Here is a 23,275-nt window from a genome sequence, read left to right as displayed (position 1 = left end):
ATGTGCACGATCCGTGCATCATTTGGACAAAACACGCATGATCTCCGTGGACGCCTTCGACCTCAAGATCCTGACCGCGCTGCAGGACGACGGCCGCCTCACCAACCAGGAGCTGGCCGACCTCGCGGGGCTATCCGCCTCGCAATGCTCGCGGCGGCGGATGCGGCTGGAAGAGGAGAAGGTGATCTCGGGCTATCATGCCGATCTCTCCAGCGAGGCGCTCGGCTTCGGCGTCATCGCCTTCATCCAGGTGGGACTTGCGACGCACTCGCCGGACAATTCCAAGCGTTTTCGCGCGCTGGTGAACCGGATCGACGAGATCCAGGAAGCGTATTCGCTCACGGGCGATGCCGACTACGTGCTGAAGGCCGTGCTGCGCGATCTCAAGGGCCTCTCCAACCTCGTCAACGACGTGCTGATGCCGCACCAGAGCGTGGCGCATGTGCGCTCCTCGATCGTGCTCGATCGTCTCAAGGAAAGCGCGAAGCTGCCGCTGAGGGAGTTGAAGGCTGGCTGAAATCGAGGGAACTACGGCCTTCGCGCGTCAAGCGCCGTCTGCGATGATCAGGGTCAAATCCGGGAGACTCCGCCATGGCCCTCCAGCTTCGACCGAACTGCGAATATTGCGATTGCGATCTGCCGCCGAGCGCGACAGATGCGCGGATCTGCTCCTATGAGTGCACGTTCTGTGCGGACTGCGTCGAGACAAAACTCTTCAACGTCTGCCCGAACTGCGGCGGCGGCTTTGCCCCGCGTCCGATCAGGCCGGCGCAGGAATGGCGGCCGGGTGTGTGCACGACCAGGCAGGTGCCATCCGACAAGCGGGTGCATCTGAAGTACAGCGTCGAGGATGTCGCCGCGCATTGCGCGCGGGTGCGCGACGTGCCGCCGGAGAGGCGGTAGGCTCTCTCCACGTCATTGCGAGGAGCCCTTGCGACGAAGCAATTCAGACTGCCGCCGCGGAAAAGATTCTGGATTGCTTCGCTACGCTCGCAATGACGGAGATCGTGGCGGCAGGGGCGCCCTACTCCGCCGCCACAATCGTCCCCTCGACCTCGCCGAAGCCGACGCGATAGCCGTTGCCCTGGCACCAGCCGCGCATGACGAGGCTGTCGCCGTCTTCCAGGAACGAGCGCCTGGCGCCGCCGGGCAGCTCGACCGGCTCGGTGCCGTTCCAGCTGATTTCGAGCAGGCTGCCGCGCTGGTTCTTCTCCGGGCCGGAGATGGTGCCGCTCCCTAAGAGATCGCCGACATTCATGGCGCAGCCGCTCGAGGCGTGATGCATCAATTGCTGCACCGAGGACCAGTACATGTACTTGAAATTAGTGCGGCTGATGCTGCCTGGCGCGTTGGCGCCGGCAGCGCGCAAGGAGACGTCGAGCTCGACGTCGTAGTTCTGCGGCTTGGTCTGCTTCAGATAGCCGAGCGGCACGGGCTCCTGCTCCGGCCCCTGCAGACGGAACGGCTCCAGCGCCTCGCGCGTCACCACCCACGGGCTGATCGAGGTCGCGAACGCCTTTGCCAGGAACGGGCCGAGCGGCACATATTCCCATTGCTGGATGTCGCGCGCGCTCCAGTCGTTGAGCAGCACGAAGCCGAAGATCATCTCTTCGGCTTGGCTCTCGGTCAGCATGCCGCCCATGGCTGAGGGTTGCCCGATGACGACGCCCATCTCCAGCTCGAAATCGAGCCGCTTGCACGGCGCAAAGCTCGGCACGTCCACATTCGGCGGCTTCAGCTGCCCGCGCGGGCGCTTCACCCTGGTGCCGGACACCACCACGGTGGACGCACGGCCGTTATAGGCGATCGGCATGTGCAGCCAGTTCGGCTGCAGCGCGTTGTCCTTGCCGCGGAACATCACGCCGACATTGGTGGCGTGCTCCCTAGACGAATAGAAATCGGTATAGCCGGAGACCGCGAACGGCAGATGCAGCCTGGCATCGCGCATCGGCACCAAGGCTTGGTTGCGCAGCTCCTCGTTGTCGCGCAGCTCCGGATGATCCGCGCGCAAGAGCTCGCTGATCCGCGCACGGGTCTTGCTCCAGACCTGCGGCCCCAGCGTCATGAAGGGATTGAGCGAAGGCCCGGAGAACACGCCGAGCGGACCGACATCGAGCCGGGAATCCTGCTCGAGCTCCCAGAGATCGAGCACGTAATTGCCGATCGCCACGCCGACCCGCGGCGTCGGATTGGCCGCGGTCGAGAACACGCCGTAGGGCAGGTTCTGGATCGGGAAGTCCGAGGCGGGATCGACGTCGATGAAGGAGCGGAGGCTGGGGTCGTTGGGGTGAGGCATTGGTTTCCCGTGCGCAGCGGTGGCGGTGTCACCCTCCCCTGGAGGGGGAGGGTCGGCTCATATTGAGCGCAGCGAAATATGAGACGGGGTGGGGTGATCTCTCAACACGGGCAGTGTTCCTTGCGGACAGACCGTCACCCCACCCCGCTACGCATTCCGCTTCGCTGCATGCGTAGCGACCCTCCCCCTCCAGGGGAGGGTAAGAGACATCACGGCTTACTCGGATCGAAGCGTTTCTCGAGGCCCTTCCAGCAATCCGCGTAGTCGTCCTGAAGCGTCGACGAATTCGCAGCGTGTGCCGTGACGCGCTGCGGGTAGCGGGTCTCGAACATGAAGGCCATGGTGCCGGTCAGCTTCACCGGCTTCAGCTCGCCATTGCTGGCGTGCTCGAAGGCGTCGCGGTCGGGGCCGTGCGGCAGCATGCAATTGTGCAAGGAGATGCCGCCGGGGACGAAGCCTTGCGGCTTGGCGTCGTAGACGCCGTAGATCAGCCCCATGAACTCGCTCATGATGTTCATGTGGTACCAGGGCGGACGGAAGGTGTTGTCGGCAACCATCCAGCGCTCGGGGAAGATGACGAAGTCGATATTCGCGGTGCCCGCGGTCTCCGACGGCGAGGTCAGCACCGTGAAGATCGAGGGATCGGGATGATCGAAGCCGATCGCGCCGACGGGTGAGAAGGTGCGCAGATCGTATTTGTAGGGCGCGTAATTGCCGTGCCATGCGACGACGTCGATCGGCGAATGCGGCAAGGACGTCTTGAACAGCGAGCCGCCCCATTTCACGAACAGCTCCGTCGGCGTGTCCTTGTCCTCGTAGTTCGCGACCGGCGTGAGGAAGTCGCGCGCATTGGCGAGGCAGTTGGCGCCGATCGGGCCGCGCTCCGGCAGCGTGAAGGCGCCGCCGTAGTTTTCGCAGAGATAGCCGCGCGCCGGGCCGTTCGGGATCTCGACCCGGAACTTGACGCCGCGCGGGATCACCACGATCTCGCCGGGCTCGGCGTCGATGCGGCCGAACTCGGTGACGAGGCGAAGATTGCCCTGCTGCAGCACGAACATCAGCTCGCCGTCGGCATTGTAGAAGTGCTGGTCCACCATCGACTTGGTGATGAGGTAAACGTGCGCGGCCATGCCGGCCTGCGTGTTGACGTCACCGGCCGTCGTCATGGTCTGCACGCCCTGGACGAAGGTCACCTCCTCCTTCGGCAGCGGCGTCGGGTCCCAGCGCAGCTGCGCGATCGGCAGATCGTATTCGTGGCACGGCGCCGAACGCCACAGTCCGGCATCGACCTTCTCGAAGCGACCGGAATGCTTCACCGAGGGACGGATGCGATAGAGCCAGGAACGCTCATTGGTGCCGCGCGGCGCGGTGAACGGCGAGCCGGAGAGCTGCTCGGCATAGAGCCCGTAGGCGCAGCGCTGCGGCGAGTTGCGCCCGATCGGTAGCGCGCCCGGCAGCGCCTCGGTTTCAAAACTGTTGCCGAAGCCGGACATGTAGCCCGGCGTCACCTGGGCCGAGCTTCGAACGATCTGGTCAGGCGAGGTATTGATGTTCATGACTATCCTCCTCCTTGCAGGGCAGCCCACATTTCCTGGTCGCGCTTGTCGGTCCAGATCACGGGGTCGTCGATTCCCGACGCTTCGTCATAGGCGCGCGACACGTTGAACGGCAGGCAGTGCTCGTAGATGGCGAAGCTCGAGAATTTCGGATCCATCACCTCGCGCGTCGCCGCCATCGATTCCTTCAGCGTGCGGCCCTTGGCGACCGAGATTTCGGCGGCGCCATAGAGCGAGGTGACGAAGTCGCGCGTCATCGCGATGGCCTCGCGCACGGTGGCGGTGCCCTTCAGCGCATCGCCACGGCCCGGCGCGATCGCCTTCGGATTGAAGTTGCGGATTTCGTTCAGCGTCATCGGCCATTCGCGCAGATGCGCATCGCCGCAATAGCAGGCCGAGTGGTACTCGATGAGGTCGCCCGAGAACATCACCTCGGCATCCGGCACCCAGGCGACGATGTCGCCCGAGGTGTGACCTGCCCCGAGCTGCATCAGCCGCACCTCGCGCTTGCCGAGATAGATCGACATCTCGCCTTCGAAGGTCAGCGTCGGCCAGGTCAGGCCGGGAATGCTTTGGGCATCCTGGAACAGGCGCGGGAAGCGGCCGTATTCGGAATCCCAATCCTGCTTGCCGCGCTCTTCGATGAGACGATAGGTCTCCTGCGAGGCGACGATGCCTTGCGCCTTGTAGGCGGAGGCCCCGAGCACGCGCACGGCGTGATAGTGCGACAGCACGACATATTTGATCGGCTTGTCGGTGACGGCGCGCACGCGCTCGATCACCTTGTTCGCCATCGCCGGCGTTGCCTGCGCGTCGAACACGAGGCAGCCGTCGTCGCCGACGATCACGGCCGTGTTGGGATCGCCCTCGGCGGTGAAGGCATAGAGATCGGTGCCGATCTCGGAGAAGGTGATCTTCTTCTCGGAGAGATCGCCGGTGGATGCGAAGTTCTTCGCCATCGATTCGTCCTTACGAGTTATTGCTGTTGCTGTTGTTGCTGCTGGCCGTCGATCATGCGGCGCCTGGCGAGCCCGATCGCTTCCCGCAGCACGTCGATGTCGCCGATATGGTTGGCGAGGATCAGCACCAGCGCCGCATCGAAATCGGCGCTCTGCTCCTCCGTGAGACCGCGATGCGCCTCCACGATGGCGCGGAAGGCATCGTCCGGGCGTGCGAAGTTCGAGCTGGTGGAAAGCGGCATGCGAAACCTCAATTCAAGCCTGCGGCACGCGACAGCGCTGTCTGTATCGCTTCGCGCGTCGGATGCCGGAAGCGCGCCGCGACATAGCCATCGGGCCTGAGCAGATAGGCCGCACCGGGCTCTGCGTCGTAGCGCTTTGTGGCGAGACCCGAGGGATCGCCAAGCCCTCCCTCTCCGCCGATGCGGATATCCTTGACGCCGTCGGGCGCATCGAACGCTACGCCATTGCTGAACGACAGCAGGGTGAAGTCTGTTCCGCCCTTGCGGAAGGCGTCCGTTAGATATCCCCGCTCGGCGACGGGCGCATCGAGCATGGAACAGCCGGGACGAGGACCACCTGTCCACGCATCGGCGTCGGGTGACGACAGCGCCGTATCGTAGCTGCAAGGCACCGACAGCCGGCCGCCATTGACCATGCGCTTGCCGAACTCGGTCTCCTTGGCCAGCGACAGCACCGCCTTGCGCAGCCGCGCCTCCTGATGCGAGTTCGGCGCCATGAAATCCGTCGAGCGGGTGGATTCGCGGATGTTCTCGTCCGCCGCCATGCTGCGTTCGACGTGGTAACTCTCCAGCAGGCTCGCGGGCGAAGTCCCGCGCAGCACGCGATCGAGTTTCCACGAAAGATTTTCCGCGTCCTCGAGTCCCGAGTTCGCCCCGCGCGCACCAAAGGGCGAGACCTGATGCGCGGAATCGCCAGCAAAAATCACGCGGCCATGGATGAAGCGGTCCATTCGTCGGCACTGGAATTTGTAGAGCGAGATCCACTCGAACTCGAACTTGTCGTGGCCCAGCATGCGCGCGATCCGCGGCCGCACGTTTTCCGGCTTCTTCTCGACCACGGGATCGGCGTAGCGGTTGAGCTGGAGATCGATGCGCCAGACATCGTCAGGCTGCCGGTGCAGCAGCGCCGAACGCCCGGCATGGAACGGCGGATCGAACCAGAACCAGCGCTCGGTCGGAAATTCCGCCGTCATCTTGACGTCGGCGATCAGGAACTGGTCCTCGAACACCTGGCCGGCAAATTCCGCGCCGACCATCTGCCGCAGCGAGGACCGCGCGCCGTCGCAGGCGACGACATATTGCGCATTGAGGCGATAGGCGCCCTCAGGCGTTTCGATGGTCAGCAAAGCGGAATCGTTGCGCTGCTCGAGTGCCGTCACCCTGTTGCGCCAGCGCAGGTCGATCTCGGGCAGATCGTTGATGCGATCGACCAGATAGGCCTCGGCGTAATATTGCTGCAGGTTGATGAAGGCCGGCCGCTTGTGGCCGTCCTCCGGCAGGAGGTTGAACTGGTAGAGCTGCGACTCGCCGTGAAAGATCCGTCCCACACTCCACACCACGCCCTTGTCGACCATGCGGTCGCCGACGCCGAGCCGGTCCCAATATTCCAGCGAGCGTTTCGAGAAGCAGATCGCGCGCGAGCCTTCGCCGATGCGGTCGGCGTCATCCAGCAGGACGACCCGCTGGCCGCGCTGGGCGAGATCGATCGCCAGCGAGAGGCCGACCGGGCCGGCGCCGACGATCACGACCGGATGCTCCGCGGGGCTTGGCCCGGGGCGGTCCTGATCGGGATGACGGCGATAGCCGAACTGGGTTTTGGCCTGATGCGTATTGGCCGGCGCCATACACTAACCTCGGCTCTGGTCAGAAGAGGACTGATCTGCTAGATAGTCTCACGTGCAACTATTTTGGACCGGAGCCGGCCGGCCGTCAACTGGAAATCGGAGCGCTCTCCTTGGCGAGGACATCCAGCGACATCGCGCTGAAGAGACAAGAGGCGAGCGAGGCTGCGCCGCGGCCAAAGGCGCGGCTCGATCTGTTCAAGTTCGTGCCGTTCCGCCTCAACCGGCTGGCGGCGGAGGTGAGTTCCGCGCTCGCGGTCGAATATCAGGAACGCCACGGCCTCGACATTCCGGCCTGGCGCGTGATCGCCACGCTCGGCTTCCGCGTTGACGCCTGCAGCGCACAGTACATCTCGCAATGCACCCGCACGCACAAATCCACCATCAGCCGCGCGGTCACCACGCTGCTGAATGAAGGACTGATCGAGCGGGTCGAGAACGAAGCCGACCGCCGCGAATTCCGCCTGCAACTGACGAAGAAGGGACGCGCGCTTTACGAGGAGCTGTTCCCGCAATTGCTGCGGCGTGAGGACGAAATCCTCGCGTGCCTCTCCGCACAGGAGCGCAAGCAGCTCTCGGCCCTGCTCGGCAAGATCGAAACGAGCCTCGATTTGATCCAGACCAGCGAAGAAGCCGACGCGAAGCAGGCGTACTAGGGACTCATAGAGGCGCCGACGGCGTTGGGGGTCCGGTTGAGGAAGCTTGGTAGGCCCGTGACGGCACTGGCTTGTATAGCGGCGCTCCTTGTGGCGCTTGCCGCGACTCGCGCATACGCCGCTGACATAGGTTATCTGGCTCCCCCCGGAGTCGCTGCAAACGAGTTTCTCTCACCGCAGCGCCCTGTTGCACGGATCGTCAGCCCACGTCGCGCCGCCGAAGAGCGCCGCGACTCCCTCGATGAGGCCGGTCAAATCGCACGTATTCTTGAGCTGAAACCAGGCATGACAGTCGGCGACATTGGAGCGGGCGATGGCTACCACACGGTCAGGCTCTCGCACCTCGTCGGACCCGCCGGCTCTGTCATTGCCCAGGACGTCACGCGGGATTACCTCATCGAACTCGCCAGGCGAACAGAACGTCTGAAGCTGACGAATGTGCAATTCGCGCTCGGCGAACCACACGACCCGCGTCTACCCGCTTCCTCGCTGGATGCCGCAATCCTCGTGCATATGTATCACGAGATAGCCCAACCCTATGCCTTCCTCTACAACCTCGCGCCCGCCTTGAAGCAGGGTGCGCGGGTCGGAATTGTCGATCTCGAGCTTCCGACGTCGAAGCATGGCACGCCGATTGAGCTCTTGCGCTGCGAATTGACCGCCGTCGGCTATCGCGAGATCGCCACATATAAGCTCGCAGGTGACGGAGGATATTTGGCGGTATTCTCTCCGCCGGAGCCAGCGGCTCGAAAATCCCCCGGCGACATCGTTGCTTGCAGGAATCCTGCCGGCGCTCGTTGACACCACGCCAGATGCCCGTCTCAGAGGCTGCGTGATGACGAATTCGGCGAAGCGTCCCCGCTCAATGTCGACCTCGATCTTGCCTCGGGCCACGAGCAGCGAGTGTTGGCAGACCGGCTATGAACACATCGATGGCGCCTTCATAACAATCATCGTATGAAGGTGCGTCGTAGAACGAGTCCATTACCTCGTGCATAACGAATCCGCGAACAAGGCTGCGGAGGATTCGCAGAGCATCGTCTGCGACTGTCTCACACAATCCACATTCGGACAGGATTTTGGTCATAAACATCCGCAACCTGTCCAGGGCACCTCGCCATTCAGCAGTATCGGTCGTGGGAGTACGAAACGTTGCAGCGAACATTGCCGGGCGCTCGAGCGCATACCATCGCATCGCATGTGCTGCCGCTCTCAGCGCCTCGAGAGACCGCTTGTTTTCGCACGCAGCCTCTAATCGGTTGAGCAGATCGCGATAACCTTTCACCGCCAGGAAACGGCGCATTTCTTCAACACTGGATCGCTTTTCACCCGAGTAGCGTTCAAGATCAGCAACAATGTCGTTCGCAAGCTTTCGCTCCCACGGGGTTGAGAAAATGTGCCCAACATTGATGTCTTGGTCCATCACCGGTCATTCTCCATTGAATAGCACGGGCGCAGGCGCCCGTATTCAACCCAGACGTACTCGCCCTCGCAGCGAACGCGCCTGCAGAACCGCGAAACGACCGTTGGAGACCAGGCAAACTGCAGGACGAACTTGGAAGGCGGCGGACGTTTCATACGCAATCGCGCGCCCGTATCCCAAACCGTCGTTACCTCGCATGCTCTGCTTCGGAGTCCATTTGCAGTGAGAAATCGAGCACGCAGCGGTGGTTCGAAATGGACCTGCTTTGGTTCCTGCTTGCGTTGGACAGGAAAGCCTATGGTGACGCGTTTGCCGGTGACGCATGAGTGCTGTTTTCCAAGCTGAGAAGCTGTGACACTTGGTTGCTGCTGAGCTGGTTGGTTGTGCATCGGAACCTCTCGACTTCGATGTTCTTTCCTTCCGTACTTTCACGGTTTGGTACGAGATCTCTTTCCTTTCACTCGAAAAGTTGCCAAGTGCTCGTGAAGCTATCCGCACGGGACCAGTGTTGCTCGGCTGAATTGGAACTTCTGCTCGGCTGCCGCACCCTTAAGGGAGAGTAAATTGCGGACCATCTTCACGACGAAGGACGTGCATCCACGTGATCGCTTCGAGTACTGGCACAGCGTGGCCTGCAAGGAGATCGTTGAACACGACTCCTTCCCCACCTCGCGGGTTCGCTTCGAAGCGGAAATCGAGGTCGGATCGGTAGGGACGCTGGACCTTGTAGCTTTCGAGAACACTCCGCTCCGAGTGGAACACACACATGCCCATATTTCGCGGAGGAGCTCCGACCAATTGTTCTTCTGTCGAGAGGCGAGCGGAAGTGTGAGTATGGAGCAGGATGGGCGGCAAATCACCCTTCATCCCGGGGACATGACGCTGCTCGACCCGGCGCTCCCCTATTCGGCAACGTTCTCGGGCGGTTCGAGGACTTTGGTCCTGAAACTTCCTCGACGTGAGCTGCAGGCGCGCCTGGGAAACCCGCGCAGCATGCTCACACGACGAATTCAACTGGATGCAACGGACGACGCTTTGACCTCGTCTTTCAGCACAGCGCTGCCAGGTCTGGCCGGGCTGGTGCGCCCCGTTTGCGGACAGTTGGCAGCGAATTTCATGCTCGATTTGGTCGCTCTGTCGCTCGCCAAAGCAGCCGAGAGCACCACGCTGCGCGTCTCCTCCACGAAAGCGATGGCAATCCTGGAAATCCGCGCGACGATCAAATCGAGGTTGGCGGACCCGGAGCTCGACGCTCAGTCGGTCGCCGACGCCGTCGGCCTCAGCGTCCGGTACATCAACAAAATTCTCGCTTCGCAAGATACTTCGATAGCGCGCCTGATTTTGAGAGAGAGGCTTGAGAGGTGCCGGCAGGCACTCGAAGACCCTGTGCAACCGTATCGCTCCTTGAGCGAGGTTGCGTTCGGGTGGGGATTCTCCGACCTGACGCACTTCGGCCGGTGCTTCAAGAAAGCATATGGAATTTCGCCCAGCGAGTACCAGCTCTCGCATCGAAAGACGTAGACGGACAGATTTCGATCAGTTGCCGGCACACCGGCCTTTGCGAAGACTGCCCTCCCCAATCAACCTCGCGCAAGAATACGTATCAGACGATAGCGCGAGCTATGGGCAGGAGTTAATTTCCGCCACACCGTTGCCTCGATATCCACGATTTCCCAGCCCATCCGTGCGCGTACCGGGTTACGCTCCGGCACCGCGCCAGCCGCCCGTCTCAGAGCTGAACGTGTCCGAAGAAAGGGGGCAGACCGAAAGTCGCTTGGCTGAGACTCAAACCCGGCGCTTTTGACCCGCAAGAGACATCACTCAGCTTCGGGCAACGAAGATAATTGACGGCTCAACCTCGATTAAGAATTCCTCTCGCGCCAGGCTCGGCACACCTATCCAAGTAGCACACGGCGGCCGGTCACCAAAGGTTTCCATCAGTGCGTCGCTGATCGCCTTGCCTTGGTCGATATGGCTTTGCCGGATGTAAAGTCTTATTGCCCCGACTTGATCGAGTGTCGCGCCGACCGACGCCAACGCTGTGGCTAGATTCTCCAGACTTTTCTTCAGTTGAATCCCGATGTCATTCGCACCCACTATGTTGCGGTCCGCGTCCCAGGCTACCTGTCCCGAAACATGAACTGCATCGCCGAAGGGCGTGGGCACGGTGGAGACCTGGGCGAACCCGAATGGCAGGCTATCGAAGAGTGTTAGTGGAGACTGGACGGAACGTCCCATTGCATGTCCTGCGGTGTTGACTGATAGACGGCCAAGTTTAGCTCATACCCCAGCGCAAATCGTGCCTGCTGGTCAGCAGTCGATGTCTGCGTTGCAAAATGATTCAGCGCCGCGAGATCCTTTGCATTGCGGTTTTGACCCAAAAGCGGGCCTCAGGACGACCGGCCTCAATAGCAAGCAAGCCAATTGTTCCCACGCGGACTCAGGGCTAGTTTATTTCTCTTCGCTGCCCGAAAGCCGGAGGCGAACATGGCACGGTTGGGAGCGACTTTTCAGGCGTTAGTTGCACTGCCCATGATTTTCGTATCTGCGGCGGGCGCGCAAGCGCAGACCACCGACAAGCCGCCGTTCTGGGCCTACACTTACAATCCGCCTGACTTCAAGCCGCCGTCCGATGACGGCCAACCTCGCCACGTTCCCGACAGCACGGTGAGCTATACGGTTCCACAAACGCGCGATCGCTTCCTCGCACCGGATTGGCACCCGGGTGACCATCCGGCGATGCCGACGGTGGTGGCGAGCGGCCGCGCGCCTGACGTCTACGCCTGCGGCTTCTGCCATCGCGCCTCTGGCACGGGTGGTCCGGAGAACGCCGACATCGCCGGCCTGCCGGTGGCCTATTTCATTCGACAGATGCAAGACTACAGGAGCGGCAAACGCGCGACAGCACGACCCGACCGCATTCCGCAAGCATGGATGATCTCGCTCGCGAAGGCAGCGAACGACGATGAGATCAAGGCGGCGGCTGAATATTTTGCCGCCATCAAGCCAAAGAAGTTGGTTGATGTGGTGGAGACCGAGACCGTGCCGAAACCGACGGTCGCCGGCTGGTTCTTCGTCACCAAAGGCGATGAACGCGAGCTGATCGGCATGCGCATCATCGAGACACCGGCGGACGTTGGCCGCTTCGTCAACCGCGACGCGCGCGTCCGCTTTACCGCCTACGTGCCGCCCGGTAGCGTCGCTGCCGGTCGTGGGCTGGCCGCGAAGCCGGAGATCGCCTGCGCCGGCTGCCATGGCGAGAAGCTGACCGGCACCGACGTCGTGCCGGGCATCGCCGGGCGCTCGCCGACCTACATCTTCCGCCAGCTCTACGAATACCAGCACGGCTTCCGCGCTGGGCCGGAGAGCAAGCCGATGATCGATGTGGTCAAAACGCTCAACGAGGCGGACTTTTTGCCACTTGCCGCCTATCTCGCCACGCTCGAGCGGTGAAGCGGCCGAGTGTTAGCTGGTGCTGTCATTCCGGGGCGCCGCGACAGCGGCGAACCCGGAATCTCGCGCGACACCTTCTGGATTCCGGGTTCGCGCTACGCGCGCCCGGATGACGACTACGCCGTCACTTCGCAAACGAGCGCGTCGGCGGCAGGTGCAGCGCCCAGGCGTCGACCTTGTCGCTGGCGCGCGGATAGATTTCCGTCACGATCGGATCGTGGCCGGGAATGTAGCGGTCGGGGTGGCCGGCGAGGCGCTCGATCGTCTCCCAGCCCTGCGCCATGTCGCCGACATTGTAGACGATCGGGAATGGGCTGCGGCGCTGAAGATTGGCGTAGTAATGCGCGGCATCGGATGCCAGTACCACGGGCCCGCGCGCGGTCTCGACCTTCACCACCTGCAAGCCGTCGGAATGGCCGCCGACCCGGTGCACGGTGACGCCGGGCGCGACCTCGCCGTCGCCTGAATAGAAGGTGACACGCTCGCCATAGACATGGCGCACCATCTGCGTGACGTGCTCGACCGAGAACGGATGTCGCAGCAGTCCGTTGCACATGCACCGTCCCGTCGCGTAAGCCATCTCGCGCTCCTGAAGATGGAAGCGCGCGTTCGGAAAGCGGTCGAGATTGCCGGCATGGTCGTAATGCAGATGCGTCACGATGACGTCGCGGATGCTCGAAGCCGCAACACCAAAGCGCTCCAGCGCATCGACCGGATTGAGCGTCAGCTTGCGCGCCCGCGCGCTCGCCTCCTCGGCATTGAAGCCGGTATCGACCAGGATGTCGCGCCCTCCACCGCGGATCAGCCAAACGAAATAGTCGAGATCCTGCGCCGCGCTGTCATGCGGATCGGGCGCCAGGAAGTTCATGCTGGGGGTGCGCGGCGACATCGTCGCATAGCGCAGGGCGTAGATTTCGTAGACGTTTCCCATGGCTCTTGGCTTTGCTTTTTTGTGAGGGGAGCTGAACGAGCGGACGCACCAAGCCATCGTCCGCCGCAAAGGTCAAACAGCCGGGGCTTGCTACGACCGCGGGCCTGCAATGTGAGACCAATCACATTTTCGTCGCCATGAGTCTCCTAACATGACCGCTGCAAACATGGCCGCTGCCATGCCCAACAAGGTCGGGTCGAACCAAACATGACAGCCCGTTCATCCCGCTACCCGCGCACCCCTGCGTTGCGGTCAATCGCCGCGATAATGCCGAATCTCCAAGAGGTTGACGCCCCCTCCCCCCGGTTTGATAATGCATAGAGCGTAAGTTAAGGTCGCCGCGGCGCAAGCTGGAACGGCGCCTTTTTGGCTGGACCGCGCTGATTATGAAAATTCGCTTTCTTTTCCTTCTCCCGTTGCTCGTTTCGCTCGTCCCGGCTGCGCCATCGCTGGCGGCCGGCGACCGCTATGCGCTGGTGATCGGCAACGCCAAATATCCGGATGCGGATGCTCCGCTGAAGGAACCGCTCAACGATGCGCGCGACATGGCCGATGAGCTCAAGCGCGACGGCTTCTCGGTCGAGATCGGCGAGAACCTCACCGGCGACGGCATGCGCCGCGCCTTCGACAAGCTCTATGGCAAGATCAAGCCGGGCTCGGTGGCGCTGGTGTTCTTCAGCGGCTTCGGCATCCAGTCGGCGCGCCAGAGCTACATGCTACCGGTCGATGCGCAGATCTGGACCGAATCCGACGTGCGCCGCGACGGGTTCAGCCTCGAGACCGTGCTCGGCGAGCTCAACACGCGCGGCGCCGGCGTCAAGATCGCGCTGATCGATGCCTCCAGGCGCAACCCGTTCGAGCGCCGGTTCCGCAGCTTCTCGGCGGGCCTCACGCCCGTCATCGCGCCGAACGGCACGCTGGTGATGTATTCGGCGGCGCTGGCCTCGGTGGTCTCGGACGCCGGCGGCGAGCACAGCCTGTTCGTGCAGGAACTGCTGAAGGAAATCCGCGTCCCCGACCTGATGGCCGAGGAGACGCTGAACCGCACCAAGATGGGCGTCACCCGCGCCTCGCGCGGCGAGCAGGTGCCGTGGATCTCCTCCTCGCTGGCCGAGGATTTCTCCTTCATTCCGGGCGCCGCCGGCTCGCGCCCGACGACAACCACGACGGCGCCCCCGCCGCCTGCGCCGCCCGTCGTCGCCAACAACCCACCGCCGGCACCACCCGCGCCGCCGTCACCGCCGGCGCCGCCCGCGCCCTCGAAGCCGGCTGACAATGTTGCTGCGCCTGCCCCTCCGCCCCCGCCGCCCGCACCGGCTCCGTCACCGAAGCCGCAGGTCGAGGCCGCCCTGCCCCCGCCGCCACCGCCGGCGAAGCCGGCCGATCCCGCACCCGCGCCGAACGCGGATGGCGGGCCGAGCGCGGCCGTCCTGGCGGAAGATCCCACCATCAAGGGCCTGACGGCCAAGATCGCGGCCAATCCTGACGACGTGAACGCGCTGTACCGGCGCGGCCAGGTCTATGCCAGCAAGGGCGCCTACAACCTCGCCATCAAGGATTTCGACGACACGCTCCGGATCAATTCGAAGGACGTCGAGGCGCTGAACAACCGCTGCTGGACGCGCACCGTGATCGGCGACCTCCAGGGCGCGCTGAAGGATTGCAACGAGGCGTTGCGGCTGCGGCCGAACTTCGTCGATGCGCTGGACAGCCGCGGGCTCGTCAATCTGAAGTCGGGCGCAGTCAAGAACGCGATCGCCGATTTCGATGCCGCCCTGAGGATCAATCCGCGCCTCACCTCCTCGCTCTATGGCCGCGGCCTCGCCAAGCAGCGTAACGGCTCCGCCCAGGAAGGCGCGCTGGACATTGCCAACGCCAAGGCGATGGATCCGAACATCGTTCAGGAATTCGCAAGCTACGGAGTCCGCTAGTATTTTTTTGGGTTCAGGCCGCCGACGCCTCGAACCCTTGGCGGCCCACGGAAGACTAACGCTCGGATGCCGCAGGCGGCCTTTCCCGGGGGGCCTATTGCAGAAATTTTGGAACCGCGCGGGCACGGCTGCGCAGGAGGGACTAGCTATGAGATTGGCTGCAAAGGGACTGACCGCAATCCTGTCCATCATTGCCATCGGCGCGGCACTGTCGCTGCCGGCCGCTCCCGCATTCGCCGGCGACGACGGCAACAGCAAGAACGTCACCGAGGACGAGATCCTTCGCGCGCTGGCGCCGCCGGCGAAGAAGCCGCTGACCCGCGGCCTTTCGATCGGCGCGCCGCAGGCCGATCCCGCGCCTAATGCGGCCGAGACCAAGCTGATCCAGTCCGTGCGCGGCCGCTCGACGCGCTCGCTGTCGTCGACCGAGCGCGAGGAGATCGCGTCCGTCGCCAAGGACAAGCCGAACATCGATCTCGAAATCACCTTCGACTACAACTCGGCCAATATCAGCGCCAAGTCGCTTGCTTCCGTGCAGGCGCTCGGCCGCGCGCTGACCAGCCCCGACCTGAAGGGCTCGACCTTCGTGGTCGCCGGCCACACCGACGCCGCCGGCGGCGAGGGCTACAACCAGGACCTGTCGGAGCGCCGCGCGGATTCGATCAAGCGCTACCTCGTCGAGAAGTACAGCATCTCGGCGACCGACCTCGTCACCGTCGGCTACGGCAAGAGCAAGCTGAAGGACCCGAGCCAGCCCATGGCCGAGGTCAACCGCCGCGTGCAGGTGGTCAACATGGAAAACAAGACCACGGCCTCGAAGTAAGCACGACGTAATCCTTTGCAGTGACCCGTCGTGATGTGGTGTAAAGTCTCGCTTCCAAAGCGCGTCCCGCAGCCTTGCGGGACGCCGCTTTATTTCAGGGAAATGCTCTTCATGGGCCTCGTGCGGACGGCCGTGAGCCAGGCCAGGATGATCCGGCGATGAACCTTTCCGAATATCTCAAGCCAGCCGGAACCGTGGCCTTCGTCGTGGCCCTCGGCGTCGGCTATTATCTGTTCGAGCATCGGCGCCGCCCCGAGGTGAAGGAGGCGCCGAGCACGGCGCTCGTCATCGTGACGAAGTCGACCAATGCCTGCTTCTCCGACCTCGTGCGGGTGACCGGCTTCTTCGTGCCGCGCCGCGAAGCCGTGGTCGTCGCCGACCAGGAAGGCTCCAGGGTCACCGACCTCTTCGTCACTGAAGGTACTCTGGTCACCGACAACCAGGAGCTGGCGCGCCTGACCGCGCCGCCGCAGATTCCGGGCCAGCCGCAACGGCCGGGCCCGCAAGGCCCGATCTCGCTGAAGGCACCTGCGCCGGGTCTCGTCACCGAGGTCCGCACCATCGTCGGCGCGCCCGCGTCCCCGCAGGCCGGCCCGATGTTCCGCATCGCCGTCAACAACGAGATCGAGCTCGACGCTCAGGTTCCGGCGGTCCACATGCCCAAGCTCAGCCCCGGCGCGACCGTGCGCATCAGCCGCGACGACGCGCCCGATCTGATCGGACGGGTGCGGCTGGTCGCGCCCGAGATCGACCGCACCACGCAGCTCGGCCGCGTCCGCATCAGCGTCACCAACAATCCCTCGCTGAAGGTCGGCGTGTTCGCCCGCGCCTCGATCGACGCCAAGCGAAGCTGCGGCGTCGCGGTCCCCAAGACCGCGATCGACCATCTCACCGTGCAGGTCGTCAAAGGCAACACGGTCGAGACGCGCAAGGTGCGGGTCGGACTGTCGTCCGATACCGCGACCGAAATCCTGGAAGGGCTCGAGGTCGGCGAAATCGTCGTGGCCGACGCCGGCTCTTCCCTCCATGACGGCGACCAGATCAAGACCATGTTCGCCGATGAACTCGATCGCACGCGGGTACGCTGATGGCTCTCAATATTTCGGCATGGTCGATCCGTCACCCGCTGCCCTCGGTCGTCTTTTCGATCATCCTTCTGGTGCTCGGCTGGACCTCCTTCGTGAAGCTCGCGGTGACGCGGCTGCCCTCGGCCGACATTCCCGTGATCTCGGTCGCGGTGTCGCAATTCGGCGCAGCGCCTGCCGAGCTTGAATCCCAGGTCACCAAGACGGTTGAAGACGCCGTCTCCGGCGTCGAGGGCGTCAGGCACATCACCTCGTCGATCACCGACGGTCTGTCGGTGACCACCATCCAGTTCGCGCTGGAGACCAACACCGACCGCGCGCTCAACGACGTCAAGGACGCGGTGACGCGCGTGCGCTCGAACCTGCCGCAGAACGTCACCGAGCCGCTGATCCAGCGCGTCGACGTCATCGGCCTGCCGATCGTCACCTATGCCGCGATCTCGCCCGGCAAGACGCCGGAGCAGCTGTCCTATTTCGTCGATGACGTGGTCAAGCGCGCGCTGCAGGGCGTGCGCGGCGTCGCCCAGGTCGAGCGCATCGGCGGTGTCGAGCGCGAAATCCTGGTCTCGCTCGATCCCGACCGCCTGCAGGCGATGGGACTAACCGCGGTCAATGTCAGCCAGAGCCTGCGCGGCACCAATGTTGACGTCGCCGGCGGCCGCGCCGAGATCGGCAAGAACGACCAGGCGATCCGCACGCTCGCCGGCGCCAAGACGCTGGGCGATCTCGCCGGCACCATGGTTCCGCTGTTCGGCGGCGGCGAGGTGCGGCTGGACGATCTCGGCACCGTCACCGACACCATCGCCGACCGCCGCACCTTCGCCCGCTTCAACGGCGAGCCGGTGGTCGCGCTCGGCATCAAGCGCTCCAAGGGCGCCAGCGACGTGAAGGTCGCCGCCGCCGTGCAGAAGCGCATCGACGCGCTCAAGGCGGCCTATCCCGACGTCGACCTCAAGCTGATCGACACCTCGGTCGAATACACCAACGGCAATTACGAAGCGGCGATCTCGACCCTGTTCGAGGGCGCCATCCTCGCCGTCGTCATCGTGCTGCTGTTCCTGCGCGACCTGCGCGCCACCATCATCGCCGCGATCTCGCTGCCGCTGTCGATCTTCCCGGCGTTCTGGGCGATGGACCTGCTCGGCTTCTCGCTGAACCTCGTCAGCTTCCTCGCCATCACGCTGTCGACGGGTATTCTCGTCGACGACGCCATCGTCGAGATCGAGAACATCGTCCGGCACATGAACATGGGCAAATCGCCCTACCGTGCCGCACTGGAAGCCGCCGACGAGATCGGCCTCGCCGTGATCGCGATCTCGCTCACCATCATCGCGATCTTCGCCCCCGCGAGCTTCATGTCGGGCATCGCCGGGCAGTTCTTCAAGCAGTTCGGCATCACCGTCTCGGTGCAGGTATTCTTCTCGCTGCTCGCCGCGCGCTTCGTCACGCCGGTGCTGGCCGCCTACTTCCTCAAGCATGGCCATCACGAGGAGCCGCCGCCCGGCCGCATCTTGCGGTCCTATCATGGGATCGTGGCCTGGTCGGTGAAGCACTATTTCATCACGGTGCTGATCGGCTTCGGCATCTTCGCCGCCTCGATCTGGAGCATCACGCTGCTGCCGCAGGGCTTCCTGCCGGCGCAGGACAGCGCGCGCTCGCTGCTGGCGCTCGAGCTGCCGCCCGGCACCCAGCTCGCCTACACCGAGAAGGTCACCGAGGACATCGTCGCGCGGCTGCGCAAGCGGCCCGAGGTGAAGAGCATCTTCGTCGACGGCGGCCGCGTTCCGCCCGGCACCCAGGAAGTCCGGCGCGCCGCCCTGATCATCAATTACACGCCCAAGGCCGATCGCGACATCACCCAGCGCGAGCTGGAATTCTCGATCAGCCAGGAGCTGGAGAACATTCCGGACATCCGTTTCTGGTTCCTCGACGAGAACGGCCTGCGCGCGATCTCGCTGGTCGTGACCGGCGTTGACGCCAACATCGTCAACAACGTCGCTAGCGAGCTCGCGACGCAGATGAAGCGGATTCCGACCATCTCCAACGTGATCTCGGAAACCACGCTGGAGCGGCCCGAGCTGCGCATCGAGCCGCGCGCCGATCTCGCCGCCCGCCTCGGCGTCTCCACCGAAAGCCTGTCGCAGACCATCCGCGTCGCCACCATCGGCGACGTCGGGCCGGCGCTCGCGAAATTCGACGTCGGCGACCGCCTGGTGCCGATCCGGGTCCAGCTCGAGGACGCCGCGCGCGGCAATCTGAAGACGCTCGAACAATTGCGCGTGCCGCTCGGCGAGCGCGGCGAGAAGGGCGGCGTGCCGCTCTCGGTCATCGCCGACGTCAAGCTCGACCAGGGTCCGACCAGCATCAACCGCTACGACCGCGAGCGGCAGGCGACGGTCGCGGCCGACCTCGTCGGCTCCGCCGCGCTCGGCGACGCCACCAAGAAGATCTACGACCTGCCCGTCATGAAGACCTTGCCGAAGAGCGTGAAGGTCTCACCCTCGGGCGATGCCGAAAGCCTGAACGAGCTGTCCGACGGCTTCGCCACCGCGATCACGGCGGGCCTGATGATGGTCTATGCCGTGCTGGTGCTGCTGTTCGGCACCTTCCTGCAGCCGATCACCATCCTGTTCTCGCTGCCGCTCTCGATCGGCGGCGCCATCGCGGCGCTGCTCATCACCGGCAAGCAGCTCACGACGCCGGTGTGGATCGGCATCCTGATGCTGATGGGCATCGTCACCAAGAACGCGATCATGCTGGTGGAGTTCGCGATCGAAGCGATCCGCGACGGCAAGCCGCGCGAGGAGGCCATGATCGACGCCGGCATGAAGCGTGCCCGCCCGATCGTGATGACCACGATCGCCATGGCCGCGGGCATGATGCCGAGCGCGCTCGCGGTCGGCGCCGGCGGCGAATTCCGCTCGCCGATGGCGCTCGCGGTGATCGGCGGCCTGCTCTTCTCAACCATCCTGTCGCTGGTGTTCGTGCCCGCGATGTTCATGGTGATGGACGATCTCGGCGCCCTGATCTGGCGGTTCGGCAAGCGCCTGATCGTGCACAGCGAGGATGCGGAGACGGACGGTCATCACGGAGCGGCACCGGCGGAAGCGGGGCCGGCGCCGAAGAACATTGTGCACCCTGCGGCGGAGTAGGATTCGCGCGATGGGCGGCCATGTGCCGCCCCGCATCCGCGATCTGAGTTACTGACGTTGCGTTACGTGCGAAGCAGCCTAGCCCCCTTACTCGTTCCGCGCGATCGCGGTCAGCTTGGTCATGTTCCGCAGCAATATCCGGCCGCGCTGGAGATCGAGGATCGCTTCCTTGCGCCAGGCCTGGAGCTGGCGGTTGACGCTCTCGCGGGCGGCGCCGACGAAGACGCCGAGCTGTTCCTGCGAGATGTGCACCTCCGAGCCGAAATCGGCGGCGAGCGCGCAGAGCCGCCGCGCCAGGCGCACCGGCAGCGGCTGCAGCATGGACTCTTCCATGCGCTCGCTCTGCCAGCGGATGCGCTGGCAAAGCAGCGCGATGATCTTGATCGCGACCTTGGGCTCGCGCTCGAGGAAGCCGAGGAAGTCTTCGCGCCGCAGCACGAACAATTCGCTGGCTTCGCCTGCGGTCGCGTCCGCCGTACGGTCCTGGCCGTCCAGCACCGCGACCTCGCCGAACAGATCGCCGGGCCCCATGAAATTCAGCGTCAGCCGGCTGCCGTCGGAGGCGCCGGTCTCGATGCGGACCTGGCCGCGGCGCACCCCGAACAGCGCATCCCCGGCATCGCCCTTCTGGAACAGCACCTCGCCGTTCGCCAGATGCTGGGTGTGGCAGAGATTGGACAGCCGCTGGAGCTCGTCCGCGCCGAGATCGGCGAACATCGGGTTCATCTTCAGGATGACCGCAAATTCGGCCTGTTTGCTCATTTGAACGTCCTTGTGAATTTGCTTGTCAACGTCACCGGCAAATCGCTTGGAACCATCAACTTCAGGATCGCGTAAAACCGCACCGGAGAAGTGTGTCATAAGTCACATAACTTTGCAGCACCCCCTGACTATTTTTGACCGCTTGGAGCGGCTTCCCGTCCGGGGATAAACTCACGCGCAAGGGACGGGTGAGCGGCCGGGTTCGGCGCCGTTCGTCCGTCGTTGGAAAGTCGACATGAGAGCAGTGAAATTCGCCGGCGCCGCGGTCGCCGCTATCATCATCGTGATCGCGCTTCTGCTCGTGGTCGGAATCCCCTCGGGCTTCCTGACCTCGACGATCGCCGCGCGCGTCGAGAGCGCGACGGGCTATCGCCTGTCGATCGACGGCACCACGAAGATCAGCCTGTGGCCGACGCTGAACGTCACGCTGAACGACCTGACGCTCCAGGACCCCAAGGACCGCAGCGGCATCACGCGTCTGACGGTCGACAGCGTGCAGGCCGACATGTCGCTCTCCAGCGTGTGGTCGGGCACCCCCAGGATCAGCGAGCTCGTCGTCACCCATCCCGTGCTCTACCAGCCGCTGCTGCGCGAGCGCCTGCCGAACGCCGGCGCCGCGTCGAAGCCGATCGCGCTCGACACGGCCGGGGCGACCATCGACCGCGTCAAGCTCGTCGACGGCGAGGTCGCATTCGCGCGCCTGCGCGACCGCGTCGAGGGCCGCATCAGCGCCATCAACGCCGACGCCGTCGTCGGCCGCGACCGCAAGGTTGACATCACCGGCACTGCGCGCGTCGGCGATCACCCGACCAAGTTCGACATCAAGGCGACGGCGCCGACGCCGCCGGCCGAGCGGCCGACCGTTCCGGTGGATTTCGCCATCGACATGCCTGACGTGCTGAAGTCCCAGCTCACCGGTCATGCCGAGATGCGGCTGAATGGCGATGTCGTGATGATCAACGGCGTGAGCGGCCGGCTCGGCGACGGCGCCTTCAACGGCTGGGCTTCGGTCGACATCGCGAGCAAGCCGCTGGTCAAGGTCGATCTCGATTTCCAGCGGCTCGCGATCCCGTTGGCGAAAACGCCTGATGGTGCGTCGGGACAGCCCTGGAGCAATGCGCCGATCGACGTGTCCGGGCTCAATTACGTCGATGCGCAAGTCAGGATCTCGGCGAACGAGGCCGTGATCGGCGATGCGCGCCTTGCGCCGCTGGCGCTCGACGCAAAGCTCGCCGGCGGCGTGCTGAAGGCCGGCACCGCCAATCTCGGCGCCTATGGCGGCCAGGTCTCCGGCGAAGTGATCCTGGATGCGACCACCGGCGCGCCGAGCTTTGCCATGCATTCCGACCTCGTCGGCGTGCGCGCGCTGCCGCTGCTGCAGGGGCTCGCCGAATTCGATCGGATCGACGGCAAGCTGCAGGCCAAGCTCGCCCTGCGCAGCGCCGGCACCAGTCAGCGCGCGCTGATGGCGAACATGCTGGGCACGGCCTTCGTCAATTTCCAGGACGGCGCCATCCGCGGCATCAATGTCGCGCAGATGATCCGCTCGCTGACGACCGGAACGCTTTCGGGCTGGCAAGGAAACCAGGACTCCAGCCAGGAGCAGAGCACGGATCTGTCGCAGCTCTCGGCCTCCTTCCGCATCGACAAGGGGCAGGCGGTGACGACCGATCTCAACCTGATCGGGCCGCTGGTGCGCGTCACCGGCGCCGGCACCATCGCGCTCGACACCAAGATGATGGGCTTTCGCGTCGAGCCCAAGCTGGTGATGACGACCGAAGGCCAGGGCCGCACCTCCGACCCGGTCGGGTTCGGCATCCCCGTGATGATCCAGGGCAGCTGGTCGCAGCCGAAGATCTACCCTGACATGGCCGGCATGCTCGACAATCCGGACGCTGCCTATGCCAAGCTGCGCGAAATGGGCAAGGGCCTGTTCGGGCCTGACGGCGCGGGGCTCGGCAATATTTTGGGAAGCCTGGGTCTCGGCGGAGCCACCGCGCCGGGCGGCGGCAATGCAACCGGCAATGCGAATCCGCAGGCCCAGCAACCGGGACAGAACAACCTGCTCGGCGGTCCTCTCGGCGAGGCGATCGGCAATCTGATCCAGCAGGGGCTGTCCAGTGGTGCGGGATCAGGCACTGGCACCGCGACAGGCACCGGCCGCAGCCGCAGCCTGCCGGCAACGCCGTCGACCCCGGCGCCACAGGCCTCGCCCGCGTCCCCCGCTCAGGACGACCCGCCGGCGGCGCAGCAGGACAGCCAGCCGATGAACGACGTGCTGCGGCAGCTCTTCAATCGATGATTGCACGCCAATCCCCCTACATCGGCTTCCCGTGCGCTGCTTCGGATGAGGCTGCGACAATTCATCACTCTTCGGCCCCTCC

The 23,275-nt window shown here is 64.3% G+C and carries 20 protein-coding genes; 11 read left to right on the top strand and 9 right to left on the bottom strand.

Features of this window, described 5'->3' with window-relative positions; all coding sequences use genetic code 11:
* Positions 1-37: 37 nt before the first annotated feature.
* Together IQ16_RS17975 and IQ16_RS17970 are read left to right on the top strand one after the other, a co-directional pair.
* The gene (locus IQ16_RS17975) at positions 38-517 is read left to right on the top strand and encodes an Lrp/AsnC family transcriptional regulator (protein WP_026312495.1); all 480 of its coding nucleotides are present in this window, start codon (positions 38-40) and stop codon (positions 515-517) included.
* A 74-nt stretch (positions 518-591) separates the two neighbouring features.
* A complete protein-coding gene (locus IQ16_RS17970; RefSeq protein WP_018646242.1) occupies positions 592-903 on the top strand; it encodes a DUF1272 domain-containing protein in 312 nt (103 codons plus the stop codon).
* 121 nt (positions 904-1,024) lie between these two features.
* Here the strand turns inward: IQ16_RS17970 and fahA are convergent, their stop codons facing one another.
* The 5 genes from fahA to IQ16_RS17945 all read right to left on the bottom strand — a co-directional run bounded on the left by fahA (position 1,025) and on the right by IQ16_RS17945 (position 6,678).
* Positions 1,025-2,296, bottom strand: coding sequence for a fumarylacetoacetase (gene fahA / locus IQ16_RS17965; RefSeq protein ID WP_018646241.1), 1,272 nt, complete (start codon positions 2,294-2,296; stop codon positions 1,025-1,027).
* A 209-nt stretch (positions 2,297-2,505) separates the two neighbouring features.
* Positions 2,506-3,852: a homogentisate 1,2-dioxygenase gene (hmgA, locus tag IQ16_RS17960; protein ID WP_026312494.1), complete on the bottom strand. Its 1,347-nt coding sequence runs from the start codon at positions 3,850-3,852 to the stop codon at positions 2,506-2,508.
* 2 nt (positions 3,853-3,854) lie between these two features.
* Positions 3,855-4,811 (bottom strand): MBL fold metallo-hydrolase, encoded by a 957-nt coding sequence (locus IQ16_RS17955; protein ID WP_145831645.1) that lies wholly within the window; start codon positions 4,809-4,811, stop codon positions 3,855-3,857.
* 17 nt (positions 4,812-4,828) lie between these two features.
* A complete protein-coding gene (locus tag IQ16_RS17950; RefSeq protein ID WP_018646238.1) occupies positions 4,829-5,053 on the bottom strand; it encodes a DUF2783 domain-containing protein in 225 nt (74 codons plus the stop codon).
* A gap of 8 nt (positions 5,054-5,061) precedes the next feature.
* Positions 5,062-6,678, bottom strand: a complete 1,617-nt coding sequence (locus IQ16_RS17945; RefSeq protein WP_018646237.1) for an FAD-dependent oxidoreductase — start codon at positions 6,676-6,678, stop codon at positions 5,062-5,064.
* Positions 6,679-6,788: 110 nt separating this feature from the next.
* Here IQ16_RS17945 and IQ16_RS17940 point away from each other — a divergent pair, with 110 nt between their 5' ends.
* Both IQ16_RS17940 and IQ16_RS17935 read left to right on the top strand, forming a co-directional pair.
* Positions 6,789-7,331: a MarR family winged helix-turn-helix transcriptional regulator gene (locus IQ16_RS17940; protein WP_018646236.1), complete on the top strand. Its 543-nt coding sequence runs from the start codon at positions 6,789-6,791 to the stop codon at positions 7,329-7,331.
* Between the two features lie 57 nt (positions 7,332-7,388).
* The gene (locus IQ16_RS17935; protein ID WP_020608044.1) at positions 7,389-8,132 is read left to right on the top strand and encodes a class I SAM-dependent methyltransferase; all 744 of its coding nucleotides are present in this window, start codon (positions 7,389-7,391) and stop codon (positions 8,130-8,132) included.
* 61 nt (positions 8,133-8,193) lie between these two features.
* On the opposite strand, the gene IQ16_RS17930 is transcribed toward IQ16_RS17935, so the two are convergent.
* The gene (locus IQ16_RS17930; RefSeq protein ID WP_018646234.1) at positions 8,194-8,754 is read right to left on the bottom strand and encodes a TetR-like C-terminal domain-containing protein; all 561 of its coding nucleotides are present in this window, start codon (positions 8,752-8,754) and stop codon (positions 8,194-8,196) included.
* A 564-nt stretch (positions 8,755-9,318) separates the two neighbouring features.
* Here IQ16_RS17930 and IQ16_RS17925 point away from each other — a divergent pair.
* Positions 9,319-10,275 (top strand): AraC-like ligand-binding domain-containing protein, encoded by a 957-nt coding sequence (locus IQ16_RS17925; protein ID WP_018646233.1) that lies wholly within the window; start codon positions 9,319-9,321, stop codon positions 10,273-10,275.
* Positions 10,276-10,575: 300 nt separating this feature from the next.
* On the opposite strand, the gene IQ16_RS17920 is transcribed toward IQ16_RS17925, so the two are convergent.
* Positions 10,576-10,992: a RidA family protein gene (locus IQ16_RS17920; protein WP_018646232.1), complete on the bottom strand. Its 417-nt coding sequence runs from the start codon at positions 10,990-10,992 to the stop codon at positions 10,576-10,578.
* 294 nt (positions 10,993-11,286) lie between these two features.
* Between IQ16_RS17920 and IQ16_RS17915 the strand changes: the two genes are divergently transcribed.
* On the top strand, positions 11,287-12,207 hold the full coding sequence (locus tag IQ16_RS17915) for a c-type cytochrome (protein WP_018645889.1): 921 nt from the start codon (positions 11,287-11,289) through the stop codon (positions 12,205-12,207).
* 124 nt (positions 12,208-12,331) lie between these two features.
* On the opposite strand, the gene IQ16_RS17910 is transcribed toward IQ16_RS17915, so the two are convergent.
* The gene (locus tag IQ16_RS17910; RefSeq protein ID WP_018645890.1) at positions 12,332-13,138 is read right to left on the bottom strand and encodes an N-acyl homoserine lactonase family protein; all 807 of its coding nucleotides are present in this window, start codon (positions 13,136-13,138) and stop codon (positions 12,332-12,334) included.
* A 386-nt stretch (positions 13,139-13,524) separates the two neighbouring features.
* Here IQ16_RS17910 and IQ16_RS17905 point away from each other — a divergent pair, with 386 nt between their 5' ends.
* The 4 genes from IQ16_RS17905 (at position 13,525) to IQ16_RS17890 (ending at position 20,129) form a co-directional block, all read left to right on the top strand.
* Positions 13,525-15,069, top strand: a complete 1,545-nt coding sequence (locus tag IQ16_RS17905; RefSeq protein ID WP_018645893.1) for a caspase family protein — start codon at positions 13,525-13,527, stop codon at positions 15,067-15,069.
* Between the two features lie 148 nt (positions 15,070-15,217).
* Positions 15,218-15,892: an OmpA family protein gene (locus IQ16_RS17900; protein ID WP_018645894.1), complete on the top strand. Its 675-nt coding sequence runs from the start codon at positions 15,218-15,220 to the stop codon at positions 15,890-15,892.
* A gap of 158 nt (positions 15,893-16,050) precedes the next feature.
* Positions 16,051-16,980 carry an efflux RND transporter periplasmic adaptor subunit gene (locus tag IQ16_RS17895; RefSeq protein WP_018645895.1) on the top strand — a complete coding sequence of 310 codons (930 nt, stop codon included), beginning with the start codon at positions 16,051-16,053 and terminating at the stop codon, positions 16,978-16,980.
* Entirely contained in the window at positions 16,980-20,129 is a 3,150-nt protein-coding gene (locus tag IQ16_RS17890; RefSeq protein ID WP_018645896.1) for an efflux RND transporter permease subunit, read from the top strand. Before IQ16_RS17895 ends, IQ16_RS17890 begins: the two co-directional genes overlap by 1 nt.
* A gap of 87 nt (positions 20,130-20,216) precedes the next feature.
* Here IQ16_RS17890 and IQ16_RS17885 read toward each other — a convergent pair whose 3' ends face one another.
* The gene (locus tag IQ16_RS17885; protein ID WP_026312449.1) at positions 20,217-20,891 is read right to left on the bottom strand and encodes a Crp/Fnr family transcriptional regulator; all 675 of its coding nucleotides are present in this window, start codon (positions 20,889-20,891) and stop codon (positions 20,217-20,219) included.
* A gap of 235 nt (positions 20,892-21,126) precedes the next feature.
* On the opposite strand from IQ16_RS17885, the gene IQ16_RS17880 reads away from it, so the two are divergent.
* The gene (locus IQ16_RS17880; protein ID WP_018645898.1) at positions 21,127-23,193 is read left to right on the top strand and encodes an AsmA family protein; all 2,067 of its coding nucleotides are present in this window, start codon (positions 21,127-21,129) and stop codon (positions 23,191-23,193) included.
* The last annotated feature ends 82 nt before the right edge of the window (positions 23,194-23,275 follow it).

The organism is Bradyrhizobium huanghuaihaiense (genome assembly GCF_007830635.1).
GTDB lineage: Bacteria > Pseudomonadota > Alphaproteobacteria > Rhizobiales > Xanthobacteraceae > Bradyrhizobium > Bradyrhizobium huanghuaihaiense.
Note: the sequence above shows the minus strand (reverse complement) of the source record. Positions and strands in the feature narration are given on the sequence as shown.

Excerpts from the sequence above, each read along its gene's own strand:
- IQ16_RS17975 (WP_026312495.1), top strand. The coding sequence starts at position 38 with ATGATCTCCGTGGACGCCTTCGACCTCAAGATCCTGACCGCGCTGCAG.
- IQ16_RS17970 (WP_018646242.1), top strand. The coding sequence starts at position 592 with ATGGCCCTCCAGCTTCGACCGAACTGCGAATATTGCGATTGCGATCTG.
- fahA (WP_018646241.1), bottom strand. The coding sequence starts at position 2,296 with ATGCCTCACCCCAACGACCCCAGCCTCCGCTCCTTCATCGACGTCGAT.
- hmgA (WP_026312494.1), bottom strand. The coding sequence starts at position 3,852 with ATGAACATCAATACCTCGCCTGACCAGATCGTTCGAAGCTCGGCCCAG.
- IQ16_RS17955 (WP_145831645.1), bottom strand. The coding sequence starts at position 4,811 with ATGGCGAAGAACTTCGCATCCACCGGCGATCTCTCCGAGAAGAAGATC.
- IQ16_RS17950 (WP_018646238.1), bottom strand. The coding sequence starts at position 5,053 with ATGCCGCTTTCCACCAGCTCGAACTTCGCACGCCCGGACGATGCCTTC.
- IQ16_RS17945 (WP_018646237.1), bottom strand. The coding sequence starts at position 6,678 with ATGGCGCCGGCCAATACGCATCAGGCCAAAACCCAGTTCGGCTATCGC.
- IQ16_RS17930 (WP_018646234.1), bottom strand. The coding sequence starts at position 8,754 with ATGGACCAAGACATCAATGTTGGGCACATTTTCTCAACCCCGTGGGAG.
- IQ16_RS17920 (WP_018646232.1), bottom strand. The coding sequence starts at position 10,992 with ATGGGACGTTCCGTCCAGTCTCCACTAACACTCTTCGATAGCCTGCCA.
- IQ16_RS17915 (WP_018645889.1), top strand. The coding sequence starts at position 11,287 with ATGATTTTCGTATCTGCGGCGGGCGCGCAAGCGCAGACCACCGACAAG.
- IQ16_RS17910 (WP_018645890.1), bottom strand. The coding sequence starts at position 13,138 with ATGGGAAACGTCTACGAAATCTACGCCCTGCGCTATGCGACGATGTCG.
- IQ16_RS17905 (WP_018645893.1), top strand. The coding sequence starts at position 13,525 with ATGAAAATTCGCTTTCTTTTCCTTCTCCCGTTGCTCGTTTCGCTCGTC.
- IQ16_RS17900 (WP_018645894.1), top strand. The coding sequence starts at position 15,218 with ATGAGATTGGCTGCAAAGGGACTGACCGCAATCCTGTCCATCATTGCC.
- IQ16_RS17895 (WP_018645895.1), top strand. The coding sequence starts at position 16,051 with ATGAACCTTTCCGAATATCTCAAGCCAGCCGGAACCGTGGCCTTCGTC.
- IQ16_RS17890 (WP_018645896.1), top strand. The coding sequence starts at position 16,980 with ATGGCTCTCAATATTTCGGCATGGTCGATCCGTCACCCGCTGCCCTCG.
- IQ16_RS17885 (WP_026312449.1), bottom strand. The coding sequence starts at position 20,891 with ATGAGCAAACAGGCCGAATTTGCGGTCATCCTGAAGATGAACCCGATG.
- IQ16_RS17880 (WP_018645898.1), top strand. The coding sequence starts at position 21,127 with ATGAGAGCAGTGAAATTCGCCGGCGCCGCGGTCGCCGCTATCATCATC.